Annotated in this window: 15 protein-coding genes and 1 pseudogene; 7 read left to right on the top strand and 9 right to left on the bottom strand. The window is 55.5% G+C overall.

Going from position 1 to position 15,267, the window contains the following annotated elements:
* Positions 1–13: 13 nt before the first annotated feature.
* The gene (locus tag J2X66_RS12030; protein ID WP_140668720.1) at positions 14–862 is read right to left on the bottom strand and encodes a Ku protein; all 849 of its coding nucleotides are present in this window, start codon (positions 860–862) and stop codon (positions 14–16) included.
* 189 nt (positions 863–1,051) lie between these two features.
* Here J2X66_RS12030 and J2X66_RS12025 point away from each other — a divergent pair, with 189 nt between their 5' ends.
* Both J2X66_RS12025 and J2X66_RS12020 read left to right on the top strand, forming a co-directional pair.
* Positions 1,052–1,402, top strand: a complete 351-nt coding sequence (locus J2X66_RS12025; protein WP_310264435.1) for a hypothetical protein — start codon at positions 1,052–1,054, stop codon at positions 1,400–1,402.
* Between the two features lie 25 nt (positions 1,403–1,427).
* Positions 1,428–2,579, top strand: a complete 1,152-nt coding sequence (locus tag J2X66_RS12020) for a PQQ-dependent sugar dehydrogenase (RefSeq protein ID WP_310264433.1) — start codon at positions 1,428–1,430, stop codon at positions 2,577–2,579.
* A 43-nt stretch (positions 2,580–2,622) separates the two neighbouring features.
* On the opposite strand, the gene rimI is transcribed toward J2X66_RS12020, so the two are convergent.
* A complete protein-coding gene (gene rimI, locus J2X66_RS12015) occupies positions 2,623–3,723 on the bottom strand; it encodes a ribosomal protein S18-alanine N-acetyltransferase (protein WP_310264431.1) in 1,101 nt (366 codons plus the stop codon).
* Positions 3,724–3,815: 92 nt separating this feature from the next.
* On the opposite strand from rimI, the gene J2X66_RS12010 reads away from it, so the two are divergent.
* The 3 genes from J2X66_RS12010 (at position 3,816) to ilvA (ending at position 7,665) form a co-directional block, all read left to right on the top strand.
* On the top strand, positions 3,816–5,390 hold the full coding sequence (locus tag J2X66_RS12010; protein ID WP_310264429.1) for a RimK family protein: 1,575 nt from the start codon (positions 3,816–3,818) through the stop codon (positions 5,388–5,390).
* Between the two features lie 7 nt (positions 5,391–5,397).
* Positions 5,398–6,321, top strand: a complete 924-nt coding sequence (locus J2X66_RS12005; RefSeq protein ID WP_310264426.1) for a magnesium transporter CorA family protein — start codon at positions 5,398–5,400, stop codon at positions 6,319–6,321.
* Positions 6,322–6,651: 330 nt separating this feature from the next.
* Complete coding sequence (gene ilvA, locus J2X66_RS12000; RefSeq protein WP_310264424.1) at positions 6,652–7,665, top strand: threonine ammonia-lyase, biosynthetic; 1,014 nt, start codon at positions 6,652–6,654, stop codon at positions 7,663–7,665.
* A gap of 12 nt (positions 7,666–7,677) precedes the next feature.
* Here the strand turns inward: ilvA and eco are convergent, their stop codons facing one another.
* Positions 7,678–8,160: a serine protease inhibitor ecotin gene (eco, locus tag J2X66_RS11995; protein WP_310264422.1), complete on the bottom strand. Its 483-nt coding sequence runs from the start codon at positions 8,158–8,160 to the stop codon at positions 7,678–7,680.
* A gap of 284 nt (positions 8,161–8,444) precedes the next feature.
* On the opposite strand from eco, the gene J2X66_RS11990 reads away from it, so the two are divergent.
* The gene (locus J2X66_RS11990; protein WP_310264420.1) at positions 8,445–8,708 is read left to right on the top strand and encodes a DUF1652 domain-containing protein; all 264 of its coding nucleotides are present in this window, start codon (positions 8,445–8,447) and stop codon (positions 8,706–8,708) included.
* On the opposite strand, the gene J2X66_RS11985 is transcribed toward J2X66_RS11990, so the two are convergent.
* Positions 8,705–9,100 carry a hypothetical protein gene (locus J2X66_RS11985; RefSeq protein WP_310264418.1) on the bottom strand — a complete coding sequence of 132 codons (396 nt, stop codon included), beginning with the start codon at positions 9,098–9,100 and terminating at the stop codon, positions 8,705–8,707. The two genes, J2X66_RS11990 and J2X66_RS11985, sit on opposite strands and share 4 nt — an antisense overlap.
* Before the next feature lie 90 nt (positions 9,101–9,190).
* A complete protein-coding gene (locus J2X66_RS11980; RefSeq protein ID WP_310264415.1) occupies positions 9,191–9,457 on the bottom strand; it encodes a DUF2790 domain-containing protein in 267 nt (88 codons plus the stop codon).
* A 510-nt stretch (positions 9,458–9,967) separates the two neighbouring features.
* On the opposite strand from J2X66_RS11980, the pseudogene J2X66_RS11975 reads away from it, so the two are divergent.
* A pseudogene (locus tag J2X66_RS11975) lies at positions 9,968–10,264 on the top strand (hypothetical protein).
* Between the two features lie 55 nt (positions 10,265–10,319).
* Here J2X66_RS11975 and J2X66_RS11970 read toward each other — a convergent pair.
* From J2X66_RS11970 to J2X66_RS11955, 4 genes are all read right to left on the bottom strand, one after another.
* The gene (locus J2X66_RS11970) at positions 10,320–10,877 is read right to left on the bottom strand and encodes a hypothetical protein (RefSeq protein WP_310264413.1); all 558 of its coding nucleotides are present in this window, start codon (positions 10,875–10,877) and stop codon (positions 10,320–10,322) included.
* A 77-nt stretch (positions 10,878–10,954) separates the two neighbouring features.
* Complete coding sequence (locus tag J2X66_RS11965) at positions 10,955–11,767, bottom strand: hypothetical protein (RefSeq protein ID WP_310264411.1); 813 nt, start codon at positions 11,765–11,767, stop codon at positions 10,955–10,957.
* Positions 11,768–11,829: 62 nt separating this feature from the next.
* A complete protein-coding gene (locus J2X66_RS11960) occupies positions 11,830–12,825 on the bottom strand; it encodes a DUF2515 family protein (RefSeq protein ID WP_310264410.1) in 996 nt (331 codons plus the stop codon).
* Positions 12,822–15,032 (bottom strand): type VI secretion system tip protein VgrG, encoded by a 2,211-nt coding sequence (locus J2X66_RS11955; RefSeq protein ID WP_310264407.1) that lies wholly within the window; start codon positions 15,030–15,032, stop codon positions 12,822–12,824. Before J2X66_RS11955 ends, J2X66_RS11960 begins: the two co-directional genes overlap by 4 nt.
* Positions 15,033–15,267: the final 235 nt, after the last annotated feature.

Genomic DNA, 15,267 nt, shown 5'->3' with positions numbered 1-15,267 from the left:
ACAACATTCGACATTATCCACGCGACGTCTTCGTGGCTTTTTTCTGCGCCGCAGGCTTGGCCTTCCCGGCACCTTTACTTCCCAAGCTCCGTTTAAGCAACTCAGTCAAATCAATCACATCCGCCGTTTTGCGTTCCTCTTCACCCGTCGCCGTCTCGACATCCTCAATCTTGCCTTCATTGGCCTTTTTCTCGACCAGCGCCATGATCTTGTCTTCAAAACTGTCGCGGTAGTCTTCAGGTTTCCAGTCCGCGCTCATGTCCTGCACCAAACGTTTGGCCATATCCAGTTCACCCTTGGCCAGTTCGGGCTTGGTCACTTCGCTGCCCAGTTCAAGGGTATCGAGGCTGCGCACTTCCGCAGGCCAACGCAACATCACCAACACCATCGCCGACTCCAGCGGCATCAACGCCGCCAGGTGTTGGCGCGTGTGTAAAACCACATGCGCGAGCGCGACTTTGTTGGTTTTGCTTAACGTTTCGCGCAATAACGCGTACACCTTGCCGCCGCGTTTATCCGGGGCGAGGTAGTAGGGCGTATCGATGTTTTGCAAGGGGATCTGTTCACTGTCGACAAAGGAAAAGATGTCGATGGTTTGCGTGGACAGCGGGTGCGCCGACTTGATTTCCTCTTCACTGAGGACCACGTACCGGCCCTTTTCATACTGCACACCTTTGACAATGTGCTCCTTGGTGACTTCCTTGCCGGTGACCTTGTTCACGCGTTTGTACCCGACTGGTTCCATGCTGCGGCTGTCCAGCCAGTCGAAATCCACCCCTTGGGAAGACGTCGCCGAGACCAGCGCCACAGGGATATGCACCAGCCCGAAACTGATTGCGCCTTTCCAGATTGCCCGTGCCATGGTCGTCTTCTCACAAGTGATGATCAGGTGACCCGTGGCCTGAGGTAAAAGTTTCAGCCGCTTGAGGAGCCCGGCCGGGCGGCGTGGTTGTCTCGTGTTACATCTTGTGAAGGAGGTTTTAGTTAACAAAACCGAACCCCGGGCGTAGCGTGCTATCGAAGACCCTATCCACGTCGAGAGGCTCATCCCATGAACAGATATGTTCTCGGCTGCTGCACCGTGCTGGCGCTGAGTGGTTTGCTGACCAGCATGGCCCAGGCTTCGCCACCCTCAACATTACTGCTGGCCCAAAGCCCGACCGGGGTTTCAAGCAACCCTTACAACAGCCCGATTCGCCGCGCCAACCCGAACAGCATGCAAGGCTCTCAATCCAGCGCCCCGGCCATTCGCGGGCCCAACACCATGCCGGTTCCACGCCCACCGACGCTGGACAATGGCGGCATCGGCAACCGCTATCCGCAAAGCCAGCCGGCCCCCGCCAGCCCACCGAAATTCATTCCCAATCCACCTCAGCGAGATACAGGCACTAGCAACCGTTGAGCCGGAACGACAAAAGGAAGCGTGCATGTTGCGTAAAACCCTCCTGGCCACCCTGTGTGCCAGCGCATTGATCACCGCTGCTGCGCCCGTTTTCGCGGCATCGACTCAGGAACTGGACAGCGAACAGGGCACCCTCGAAGTCACCACGATCACCAAGGGACTTGAACATCCCTGGTCGGTCGCCTTCCTGCCTGATCACAAGGGCATGCTGGTCACCGAACGGCCCGGCAACCTGCGCGTTGTCAGCGTCGATGGCAAACTCTCCGGCCCGATCGATGGGGTGCCCAAGGTCTGGGCCAAGGGGCAGGGCGGCTTGCTGGATGTGGTGCTGTCCCCCGACTTCCGGCAGGACCGCACGGTTTATCTGTCGTATGCCGAAGGGGGCGGCGCGGGTGACAAGGCCGGCACGGCGGTCGGTCGCGGGCAATTGTCCGAAGACCTGAAAACCCTCAAGGACTTCAAAGTGATCTTCCGCCAGGAGCCGAAGCTCTCTGTCGGCAACCATTTCGGCTCGCGCCTGGTGTTCGATCGTGACGGGTATCTGTTCATCACTCTCGGCGAAAACAATGACCGGCCAACCGCTCAGGACCTGGACAAGCTGCAAGGCAAAGTCGTACGGATCTACCCGGACGGTAAGGTGCCAGACGACAACCCCTTTGTCGGTCAGGCCGGCGTACGCCCGGAAATCTGGTCCTATGGCCAACGAAACCCGCAAGGCGCGGCGCTCAATCCGTGGACCGGGGTTCTCTGGGAGAACGAACACGGGCCACAAGGCGGTGATGAACTGAACATCATCGAACGCGGCAAGAATTACGGCTGGCCACTGGCAACCCACGGCATCAACTATTCCGGTGATCCGATCCCGGAAGCCAAGGGCAAGACCGCCGAAGGCACCGTGGCGCCGCACCATGTCTGGGAAAAGTCCCCGGGACTGAGCGGGATGGCGTTCTACGACGGGGATCGCTTCAAGGCCTGGCAGCACAATGTGTTTATCGGGGCGCTGGTGAGCAAGGAGTTGATTCGCTTGCAGTTCGATGGCGATAAAGTGGTTCACGAAGAGCGCTTGCTCGGGGCACTCAAGGCGCGGATTCGCGATGTGCGGCAAGGCCCGGACGGGTACTTGTATGTATTGACCGATGAAGACGACGGCGCGCTGTACAAGGTTGGGCTGAAATAACCCCGCCACCCCTGATCGTTCCCACGCAGGAGCGTGGGAACGATCACTCTGACGGGGCATAGAGAATTACCGCCGCCCGCAACTTGCCCCGGCCAAAACTGCTCATCTTCTCGAACTCCCCATGGCTCACCGGCAGATGCTGGCAGTCCATGGGCTGTCGATGCTGGCTGTGGTCGACATCCGGATCATGCAGATAGACAAACTCCTCATCGCAATCAGTGACGATGATCCAGTGTGGGGATTTGGAGCGGGTCAGCCGATAGCTGCTGATCAACACCAGCGGCTGGCCACCGTCATTCAACAAGCGTGGCAAGTCCAGCGGTTTGCCAATGACCTGCTCGACATCAGTGGCCTGCAACTGGGCAGTGAACGCTTCGTGCACCAGGCGCATGACGTCTTTTTTATGCTCGTTACGCACCCCATCGAGAAACAATGGCCCCGTCATGCTCAGTTGCAAACGCACGCCAAATCCACGATTCCAGGCGGCCAACGCCAGGCCTTGCGGGCTGCAACCGCCGTGACCTGACGTCATGAACACCGTCGTCGCCTCGCGCCAGATCTGCAGCTCTTCGCGGCGCTCCAGTCTCCGGTCTTTTTGCAGCGCGCCCATGGCCATCATCAAACAGGCCGGGCCGCAGGTGAAATCGGTGGTCTGCGGGTAATACGGCACTTTGATGTTTCTTGAATCTCGGTGCTGGAGAATGCGTTTCTCCAGACGCAACGCATCGGCGTGGTCCTGGTAATAGTCATGAATCAGCGCGAAACGTCGGTAACCGTTGCGCTCGTAAAGGGCAATCGCCGCCGGATTGTCCATGCGCACCTCCAACCGAACGTAGGCACAGTCGTGTTCCAGCGCACAGGATTCGATGCGTTGCAGCAGCTGCTTGCCCAATCCGCTGCCACGCACTTCGCCGGCAATCGCAATCGAATAGAGACGGGCCAGCGACGTGCCCCGATGAAACAACACCACCGCGTAGCCGACCAACTGCTCATCACGCTCAGCCACCAGCAACTGCCCATGGGCCCGAGTGATCATCCATTGAAAGCTGCGACTGGTGAGCCGGTCCGTGGTGAAACATTGTTGTTCAAGTGCCAATAACGCAGGTAAGTCTTCAACTACCGCCAAGCGAAAGACAATATTCATATGACCGCCGTAAAAGTTGCGTAACGAAACGGGACTTTCGAAAAAGTTCGTGCTTAATAGGAAAGGTCTTGTTCTCCAACGGATCAATCACTATGTCAGCGGTACAAGGTCATTGGCGCGAAGTATCCGAGCAAACTTCGCCGGCGGCAACTTTTTTAAATACAGCAGTCAGCACTTCAAGCCAGTTGATTATCATCGTCGAACGCAAGGAAGACTGGGCCTCCTACTTTCCCAGTGAAGACATCGTCACCGCCCAGGAATACCTCGAAAAGACCCACGACAACGGGCAAGGCAAACGGGTCCAGGTGATTAACTTGTGCCGCAGCTACAAATACCTGGGGCACGGCTACTACTGCTCGCTGCTGGCGGAAGCGCGGGGGCACAAGGTCATTCCGTCGGTGCGGACCATCAGCGAACTGACCAAAAAATCCTTGTATGGGCTGTCGCTGGATGATTTGGAAAAACCGCTGGAAAAAGCCCTTACGCATCATCTTTACAGCGACACCGAAGGCTTTACCCTGACCCTGTATTTTGGCAAGACCAATATCGAACCCTTGCAGGACTTGGCGCGGCAGTTATTCGAAGTATTTCCATGTCCAATCTTGTTGGTTGAGTTTCGTCGAACTAACGGTTGGCACATTGAAGGCATCAAGTCCGGCGCACTGCATAAGTTGCGAGAAGATCAGGAAGATCAATTCGCCCACTCACTGGACAGTTTCAGTCGCAAGATCTGGCGAATGCCACGCTCGCGACGTCTGGCCCGTTATGACCTGGCCATCCTCCACGATCCGTTGGAAGCATTGCCACCGTCCAACCCCAAGGCACTTGAAAACTTCGTACGCGTCGGCAAGACCTTGGGCATCGATGTGGAACTGATCGAGCGCAAGGACTACGCGCGCATTGCCGAGTACGACGGCCTGCTGATCCGCGAGACCACCAGCGTCGATAACCACACCTACCGCTTTGCCAAGAAGGCCGAGAGCGAGGGGCTGGTCGTGATGGACGATCCAGCGTCGATCCTTCGCTGCACCAACAAGGTCTACCTGACCGACCTGCTCAAGAGCCATCAGCTCGGCATGCCGGCCACCGAAATTCTCTACAAGGAGCGACCGGAAGACTTCGAACGGGTCGGCGAGCGCCTGGGCTTTCCATTGGTACTGAAAATCCCCGACGGTTGTTTCTCTCGGGGCGTGATCAAGGTTGAAAGCCAACAGGCCTTGATGGAAGCGACCGCCGAACTGTTCGAACACTCGGTGCTGTTGCTGGCCCAGGAATTCTTCTACACCGAATACGACTGGCGCATCGGCGTACTGAATCGCAAACCGATCTTTGCCTGCCAATACTTCATGTCCAAGGGCCACTGGCAAATCTACAACCACAAGGCCAAGGGACAGGACATCAACGGCGAATGCCGCACGCTGGCGGTCCACGAAGCACCGCGTGCCGTGGTGGAACTGGCGGTAAAAACCGCCAATCTGATCGGCGACGGCCTCTACGGTGTGGACCTCAAGCAGTCCGGAGAAAAGGTGGTGGTGATCGAAGTCAACGACAACCCGAACATGGACGCCGGCATCGAAGATGCGTACTTGCAGGACGATTTGTATTCGCTGGTACTGGAAGAGTTCGTCCGTCGCCTGGAACTGAAACGTCGCGGCCAGGCCTGGTGAAGGGCCGATGATCAGAAGCTTTCAACTGGCTGGTGGCGCGCTGCAATCGGTGGAACGTCTGGATGCCGAGGTCATGCTGTTCAGCAACCCCGATGCCGCCGAGCGAGATTTGTTGCACAGCCACTTCAAGCTCGATGAGCACGCGCTGGCCTCGGCGCTCGACCCTGATGAGGTGTCGCGCATCGAGTTCCACCCCGACAACCTGTTTCTGATCTGGAAGCGCCCGGAGAATTACTCCGGCGCCGGCAGCCTGGCCTTTGAAGTGTCGTCCTGTGGGTTGTTGTTTTCTGCGCAGCGCTTGCTGGTGATCGCCACCGACGATGCGCCGCTGCACGGGCTCGGCACCCGGCAGCGGTTGAACACGCCGCTGGATGTCTTGCTTGACCTGCTGTTCAACAACATCCATCACTATTTGGGTCACCTGAAGGTGATCAAGCTGGTTGCCCGGGAGTTGCAGCAGAAATTCAACGCCTCGATGCAGAACCAGCACCTGATCCAGATGTTCAACCTCAGCGAGAGCCTCATCTATTACATCAACGCGATTCACAGCAACGGCGCGGTCCTGACGCGGCTGCGCAATCACGCGGCCAAGGAACACTTCAGCGCCGAAGCCGTCAGCCTGATCGACGACCTGATCATCGAAAACAACCAGTGCTACAAACAGGCGGAAATTTACTCCACGGTGTTTTCCGGGCTGATCGACGCCCGGGGCAACCTGATGAACAACAGCATGAACAACCTGCTGCGCAAACTGACGCTGATCAACGTGGTGTTCCTGCCGTTGAACTTGATCGCCAGCATTGGCGGCATGTCCGAGTTCAGCATGATGACCGCGGGCACGCCGTGGTGGGTGTCGTATCCGTTGTTTCTGACCGCGATGATGCTGGGGGCGGGGGTGATGGTGTTGGGGCTCAGGCGGTTGGCTAAATGAATAGGTTGGCAGATCAACCGCTATCGCGAGCAGGTTCGCTCCTGCACTGGATCTTCATCTGGCACAGATTGTGTGTATGACAAGAATCATCTGTAGGAGTGAGCCTGCTCGCGATAGCTATCTTCAAACTGATGACAGTTGACCATTGACTTGCCACCCCCCCAAGGCTAATTTCCAGCCATGACTTCCACCGTATTGCGCTGCCAGCCAAGCATTATTACCGCCATTCCTTATCTGGCGGGCTAGCTCACGACTGCAGCACCCAACCCGCCCTAGAGGCGGGTTTTTACTTTCTGTCTCCAGGGCCCCGAACACAGCCAGGAGACGACCATGACCAGCACGCTCGCCCAGCAGACCTTGCTTGAGCATTACGTAAAAAAGATCCTCGCCGCGCCGGTGTATGAACTCGCGGTGCGCACGCCGTTGCAAGCGGCTCCGGCGCTCTCCGAGGCGTTGGGTAATCAGGTGCTGCTCAAGCGCGAGGACCTGCAACCGACCTTTTCCTTCAAGATTCGCGGTGCCTACAACAAGTTGGTGCAGCTTAGTGATGAGCAAAAGGCACGCGGCGTGATCACCGCGTCAGCAGGCAATCATGCCCAAGGCGTGGCGCTGGCGGCGAAAACCTTGGGGATTGTCGCGACCATCGTCATGCCACTGACCACGCCGGAACTGAAAGTGCTCGGGGTTCGAAGTCGCGGGGCGGAGGCGGTGCTGTACGGCGAGAGTTTTCCGTTCGCCCTCGACTATGCGCTGAACCTGGCCGAACAAACCGGTCGCACCTTTGTATCTCCCTTCGACGACCCGGACGTGATTGCCGGGCAGGGCACCGTGGCGATGGAGATCCTGCGTCAGCATCAAGGCCCGATCGACGCGATCTTTGTGCCGGTAGGCGGTGGAGGTTTGATTGCCGGTATCGCCGCATACGTCAAATACCTGCGACCTGAAGTGCGCATCATCGGCGTCGAGTCGGAACATTCGGCGTGTTTGGCGGCAGCGCTGCAGGCGCACGAACGGGTTGTGCTGCCGAGCGTTGGCACTTTCGCCGATGGCGTGGCGGTGGCGCAGATCGGCGCTTATGGCTTCGAAGTGTGCCGGTTTTGCGTCGATGACGTGTTGACGGTCAGCAACGACGAACTGTGCGCCGCGATCAAGAACATCTACGACGATACCCGCTCGATCACCGAACCATCGGGCGCGTTGGCTGTGGCCGGAATCAAAAAGTACGTCGCGCAAACCGGTGCCCGTGACCAGACACTGGTGGCCATCGACTCGGGGGCCAACATCAACTTCGACAGTTTGCGCCACGTGGCCGAGCGCGCCGCCATCAGCGGCGTCCCAGCGTGAGGCAGGAAGGGGTTACTCCTGAACGGCTTTCTCGACCTTGCTCGACGCCGACCAGATCCGGTAGCGCACTTCGATGTCTTTTGGCACGTACAGCACGATCGGCAGCTTGCTGTTGTAACGCAGCAAGAAGCCGTCGCCGACCACCGGTACGAAGTCTTTTTTACTCTTGCCATCCGGGCAGGCCATCAGCGTGCTCATCGGGCCGATGACTTTATCCAGTCGGTAGAACGGGTAGCCCCAACCCTCGAGGTTTTTCTCCTCAAGCATCCCACCCAGACGCTGGCGATTGCAGTCCACGGTCAGGGTTTTACCGGCGAGGATTTCGACTTGAAAGTCGTCTTCTTTCGTTTGCGGGGCAAGATGAATGACCTGGCGGGTAAAACCGCTTTCAGGCTTGGGGAAGGGGGCGACGGTTTCGAGCGTTGCAGCATTGGCGATGGTCGACAGCCCTGCAACCATTAGTCCGACAGTCGTAGTAAAGGTCAAAGAACCCATGATGCCTCCTTGCGTGTATTCAATTCGTGGCGCCATTCTTACTGTGCTCAGGCCCCAATGCAAACCCGGCGCTGTCAGACCGTAATTTGCAACGCCTTTCACGTCTCTTCATGCAAATTGCACGGTGGTTTCATTAAGTCTTGCGGCTAAATCATTGATTTGCCGATGAACTGCACGGCGAAATTCAAGGCATGTTTTATGCTTCAGTTGTTCTTAATCTGGCCGGGACTCCACACGAGCCAGCGTCGATTGTTGATTGGCTGTCTCACAAAGGAGGGGTCGCCATGTTTCTTTCTGCCTTGGAACTTCGCAACATCATCGAAAACAGCTTTTTGCCCAAGCGTTGCCAATGCACGCTGTCCCCGGAATTATTGATGACGATAAAAGTGTACGCGGACGATCAGACCGATCGGCTGGACCTGCACGTGACCGGGATTGATGCCTCGTCGTTGAATGGTTGTCGGGAAATCAACGAATTGATCGCCGGGCTGCGTACAAAGCAGCATCCCGTGATCACTTCGCAGCCTCGGGTAAGCAGGGCGCTTTAACGCACCGTTCCGAGTTCCATCGACAGGCGCCGGGTCTGAAGAAAACCCAGGCCTAGCGCCATCTCCACCAATACCGCCAGCAAAATGCCCGGCCCGGTATGGCCGTTGAGCCATTCGCCGAAACCCAGTGCCGCCAGACCGAAACAGCCGACCATAAAACCACTGCTTAATGCGCTGCGGATCACCGAGGGTGGTTCGTTGCGAACCCAATAAAAGATCAACCCCAACGCCGCGAACACCACCGCGATGCGCCGTGAAACAACGCCTGTCGCCGAGGAGTATTCAATACCCCAAATCGCCAGCAACCAATCCGGCATCAAACCCCACACGATAGCCAGTACCAGACACAGGGCGGCGGTGAACATCGATAACGTACGAAACGACAACTGCATAGCGAATCCTTGCGGCAGTGAGGGAGGCGCTCAAGCATAACGCCAGAACCCTCACAGTAAAACTGCCAGGTTTCGAATCAGACCTTTCCGTCAGTTTTGCAAACTACACGCGTCGGAAAGTTTCCTATAGCTGATTTCTTCAGGCTTGCCGGACGTATCGATGTACTTCATGTCGGCGGTAATCACCTTGCATTCATTGGTCGCCGGCTCTGTCAGGGCCACGACTTTGCCGACATTGAGTGCCATGCCGTAGTGATAGGGCGTGGCGTTGGACGTGGACGTGTCATTGGCCTGGGCAAGCCCGGCAAACGCGGTGCAGGAGAGGGCGGAGGCAAGGAGCAGCATGCGAGTGTTCATGTGACGATCTCCAGTGCGGACGGAAAATCAGTTCGACGATCAGCGTCAAACCTGCCGCACTGGGCATCAGAGGAGTCTGAGGGCGTGCGGTCCAGTGAAGTTTTGGACCGCGGGGTTAAGCAATGGTTAACCCACCTGAACGCCGCCTGTCGCGAGGGGCGGTGTCTGACGGATGTTTCGTTAGGAAAGTGGTTACGGAGTCTTCGGTTGGGTCCTACAGCGCCAGACGCCTTATCGACTTTCGCCTGTGTGGGGGAGCGATTACTGTTTGGGCTCGCTGCAAAATCAGCGGACAGGTTTGGTCACCTGTAAGAACAGTGCACATATGTGTGCCATGATTCGCCTTACGGACATCTATGTCTTCGTGGCGCATTGTCGTGGCGGCTGTGTGCAGGACGCCTTCGGGCGAGCTGAGTTACTGTTCTCGGTTGACCAAGCCTGTATACAGTCCGCCTCCCATCGTTTGGTCACGGTGGTGGCGGTTACTTCAAAACAGATGAGTAACTTACTATGACAACGCTAAACCCGTTTCCCGATCGCTACCGTTCAATCAACAGCAGCGTTACCGACTCAAGTCCCTTGGTGATCGACACAGAAGCCAATCCCCAAGACATTCTCGAAGCCGCCTTACAGCGGGTCCGGGCCGCCAGCTAGCTACTTGAAACCCTACATTGCCAATGCTTCAAGCACGGCGATGTTCAGGATATTCCGCACATTACTCATGCGGTTTACCTTCTGACTCAGGATGGCTGCGACCTATTGCAGGTTGCCCAACAGCGGATGATGGGGTGGAAGGCGCCGGTCTAAAGCCTGATCTATATAGAAAAATCCAGCGCTCGTTGGCGCTGGATTTTTTATGGCATCAAGGATTGGAAGTGTCGAGCTCTATCAACTTCTCACCGTCTGCAATCGAGGTCACTGGAAACTCGTCCAGTTCCAGAAAGGTTTCGTTCTTTCCGTAGCTCAAATACTTGTGTGAGCTTTCATGACCAGTGTTCTCAAAAATCACTTGAGCACCCTGGGCAGAAATTCTTACCCACCGAGGACGATTTCTTTCGGCGAAATCGATTCGTCCGATCTGCCCATCCCCAGAGTCGAAGTAAAACAAAGCACCTTGCAGAAAGTTAGAGGTGAACTCGCCGGAAACCAGCAACACGTTCACATTATGATGATCGGAAGCACATTGCCATTGCACTCTACCTCCACGCGACGCATCTGTATCCTCATACAGAAATCTGATGTCTTGGGTAATGCGAACCTCATAGATATAGGTGCCGACTATTGGCGATCCACGCAGCAGCGAAATCGTGTTTTCCGGGCCTGCCAATTCGCAATCGATCACACTGCTTGATCGTGAATCAGAAGCACATACCTGAATGCAAACGGTTAAAACTCCGAAACCAAACAAAAAAATTTTCATCTGACTCTGTCGCATTGTCCGTATTGGACGATGAGGGTGAGCAAACGAGTAAAATCCTGTTTGCTAGTCATCAAGGCTCAATTGTTAAGCGCTTGAATCAGCGGGTCCTGATAAGATTCATCGATTTCGATCCCGACAGCGCGGGCTTTTTTCTCGATAGTCGACCTTGTTTCATGAAGATTGCTTAATTTTTCCGGCAACAGTTCTTCCCATCGATTCCTTTCATTTTCAGGGATGCTGGACTTCCAGTATTCTCTTTCTGACTGGAATTCCAAACTGATCAGGTATGTACCCGTTTTAGTTGGAGTATCTTTGGAATCATGTCGCCACGCCTTTAGATGCAAATAGACTCCATCATTGTAAAAGAACCAGTTATAGAAAGAGCCGATTTTTAACCAGCGATCAATGTCAATCTTATAGTTAGGGTCCAGCCACGGATGACTTGATACATAATGGCCAAGTACGTGATCGGGGGAATCTATTTTTTCTGCCTGTGAGCCCGGAATTCGCGGGTCTTCAACAAAGTAATAATGCTTCCAACCCGACGATTTTATATTTTCGATGAGTTCATAGATGAAGATTTTGTTTTGTTCGTGGGAGCTGTTGTCGGGAAGGCCTCGAAGCGTAATGTTGAGGTTCTCTACCTTGTCGCTGACTCTCTCGTCTGTGACAATGGTTATATTGGTTAGTTGTGAGAGGCTCAGTGAATTAGAGCCGTTTTTGACCAGGACGTCCGGAAGATTTTTATCGTTTGCTGATTTATCTATTTTGTACCAGCACAGGCCGAGGTCTTTCATGCATTGTTGAGAGAATTCATTATTGCTGAGGTCGACAATACCTTTTGTCGGAGAGTGAATAGCTATTTCAATAGGCGCTGTTTTGTTGGTCATATTTGATCCGCTGTCATTGCAGGCAGAAAGAAAAACACAGGTCGCGATAAACCAATAAACTCTCATTGGGCGTTGGCCCAAGTGGAGATTGTGCGTATTTCCCGCTCCATGTACGATTCTTGTGCGCCCATCAGATAGTGATATTGTTGAGCAATGGAACTAATAAATTTCATTCGGTCATTTTCATCATATAAATCACCCTCTGACATTTGAACCCTATGCTCAGGCTCTTTGACGTCGCAGGCAGTACTGAATGCAGCCACTCTCACGGGTACAAAAGGAGCCCATTCGAAACCTGCTTGCATTTTAAGCGTCGCCCGAAATGGTACATCTTTGTAAATTAGAGGCTGAAGAATTTTTCTTTGCTCGTGATCAGCTATCGCCATTAATGAATCAAATTGTTTGCGTCTTCTTGCTTCTCCAATTGGGAGTGTTTCCGATTCTTTAATGGCCTTGAATCCTGATTTTATTTCGTCGGTAACATGTAGATTACCAAGTATGCTCAGTGCATCATCTGCCCAAGGTAAACTGTCTATGTTGGTCTTAATCTGACCTTCGCAACTACGCGCATTGCGCTCCGGCGCGCACTCATCAAATTGGTCCTTGTATTTGCTGTAAAACCAATGCCAGACAAAAATATCCTGAAATAACCAAAAATTGCCTTTGCCTAGTGCATTTTTACCAATGCGCAACGGTGGTTGAACGATGGGAGGAGTCAGTGCCAGATACGGATCATTCGGAATAAAATCCAACCCGCATTTGACCTGCTTGCTGGCAAAAGCCGCGAGCCCCATCCAATAGAAGCGACCCTTGAGTTCCGGTTTTCCATCTTCACTTTGTTCAAGATAGAAACTGGCATAAGCAGCGGCAATTCTTGCGGCGCGAGCGCCAAAGTCGGAGATTAGTTCATATTTGCTAGAGGCGGAGGAGCGTTTTTTGCTCAAGCGTCGTATGGCTTCTTCCTGGCCCATGGCCCACAACTTGTCGCAGCCGAGAACAACCTCGTGGACGGAGCATTCTTTGGCATTTGTTTTAAAGGTTGTGATTGGCGCACTCATTTCTTTCTGCTCGCTTCATAGTCGTCCGCACCGGAAGGCACGACCAGTTCATCCCATACAAGGTGGGCTTTCACCGGTTCTTCGGCATCTGTCTGGACCCGCGGGTGGAGGCCGGCGGCATCGCTCCTCGATATTTGGGGAGCGGTTTCCGATGGCACGATCAGTGCTGCTTTGACTGATTTAATCGGCTGTCCACGACGCGTGACAAACTTGAGTTGTTCATCGTATCGCTCGCTGATTTTCTTAGAGTTCAGCAAGCTTCCTGCCCGTGCTTGATCTGCAATGACAGGAACAAGCGGTGCAAGTATGCCAATGCCAGTACCCACCCCAGGCGAACCTCCGGTATTCACCTTCACCTCAGCCCCACTAATCGTCACACCCCCCGCATCAACCTTGACGAAACTCCCGCCAGCCTTGGCCGTCAGTTCCATCCCACCTTCAACCACCACCTTCTGCCCAGCGTGGTAATGAATCTCCTGACCTGCCTCGACAAACTGCGCCGTCCCCACTTTCACATGCTGGGTCACCGCCACGGTCAGGTGATCATCCGCCCGCGCTTCAGTCTTGCGGTCCAGATGGGTGATGCGGTGTTCTTCAACCTTGAACTCGCTGAAGACATTGGCCTCGACCGTGTCGTGCCGCTCGTTGCCGATGCGGATTTTCTGGTCGTGTTCGATGTTTTCATCCCAGTCGCGCTGGGCATGCAGGTAGATTTGTTCGGCGCCTTTCTTGTCTTCGATGCGGAACTCGTTGTAACCCTTGCCGCCCGGGGAACTGAGGGTCTTGAAGGTGCTGCGGGTCTTGTTCGCCGGCAGGTCGTAGGGGACGACGTTTTCCTTGTGGAACAGGCAGCCGGTGACCAGCGGTTGGTCGGGGTCGCCTTCGAGGAAGGTGACGAGGACTTCCATGCCGACGCGCGGGATGGCGATGCCGCCGTAGGCACTGCCGGCCCAGCCGGTGGCGACGCGCAGCCAGCAACTGGTGTTGTCGTTGGCCTGGCCGTCGCGGTCCCAGTGGAATTGCACTTTGACGCGGCCGTATTCGTCGCAGTGGATTTCTTCGCCGGGCGGGCCGGTGACGATGGCGGTCTGGCTGCCCAGGACTGTCGGTTTCGGGTGTTCGAGGGCAGGGCGGAAGTGCGCGTCCCACGGGGTGGCAAGGAAGGTGTTGCGGTAGCCCTGATGGAAATCGTCTTTATTGTGGGTGACGTCGCTGGTGACGTTTTTGCCGAGCACTTGCGGCTGCTTGCCTTCGTGCACGACTTCGAGCAACAGCCAGAGGTCGTTCCACTCGGCGCGCGGGTGCTCGCTCAGGGTCATGAAGTGGCCGCTCACCAGGGTGGGCTCGTCGCCTTTGCCTTCGGCGAGCTGGTAATCGCTGCGATGGCGTTCCAGCGCACGGGTTGCCAGTTGTTTGCCGCGTTCGCGGGTCACGAAGCGGCCGGGGTAGTCGTAGTCTTCGAGGTCCGGGGCGAAGGTGCTCTTGGCGGCGCCTTCGGGCAGGATGCTCGGTTTCTCGAAGTCGTAATCGCGGCGGCTGACGCGGGAAGTCCGGGTTTCCAGGCGCAGGTTGAAGCGCTTGATCACCGGTTTCGTGGCGGCCATGCCGGAGTCTTGTTGGTAGGCCACGGGTGCGAGTTTGCGGAACACCGTCTGGTCATCGCCGAACACCAGTTTGTGGCCGCTTGCGCTGTGCTGGAAGTGGAAGTGAATGCCTTCCTCTTCACACAGGCGCTGGATGAAGTGCAGGTCGGACTCGTCGTACTGCACGCAGTAATCGCGCTCGGGGTAGATCGCGCCGAGCTGGAAACTGTAGGCGTCGGCCAGGATGCCGCGTGCTTCCAGGACCTGGGCAATGATCTTCGGCACACTTAAATGCTGGAAAATCTGCTGGTCATGGTTGTGGCGCAGGTAAGCGAGTTGCGGAACCAGGCTGATGCTGTAGCGCGTCAGGCTTTTGCCGGAGTCGCCTTGCTCGATGCGATAGACCAGACCGTGGATGATGCCCTTGCCGGTGGCGCCGAAGGTCAGGCAGCCAGGCTTGTGCAGCAGCTCTTCGAGTTTCAGGTCGGGACGGGCGCTGACCAGTTCGATGTCGAAACAGAACGGTTGGTTGAGGGTTTCGCGACCGACGAAGCTGAGCACTTGCAGGTCAACGGAAACGCCTTCCAGCGTCAGGGAAATATGGGGTGCGTTCGCGTCCAGCATGCCTTTAATTCCGTCCTTTGAATAAGCTGGTGCGGATGGTGCAGCATTAAACCGCCTCGTTCAAGGCGCAAATGGCGTAGACACCTAGGCCGAATGCCATGGGGGAAACCCTTAGTTACATGCTTTCGACCAATAAATACGGAAAATTTCATTGTCGGCGTGAATGCAGGTGGTTTCCAGCATAAGTTCGTTTGGCTAGAAACCGCAGGCCATTTCAGAACCCAATAAACCTGCA

The organism is Pseudomonas sp. 3296 (genome assembly GCF_031456615.1).
Lineage (GTDB): Bacteria > Pseudomonadota > Gammaproteobacteria > Pseudomonadales > Pseudomonadaceae > Aquipseudomonas > Aquipseudomonas mucoides.
Note: the sequence above shows the minus strand (reverse complement) of the source record. Positions and strands in the feature narration are given on the sequence as shown.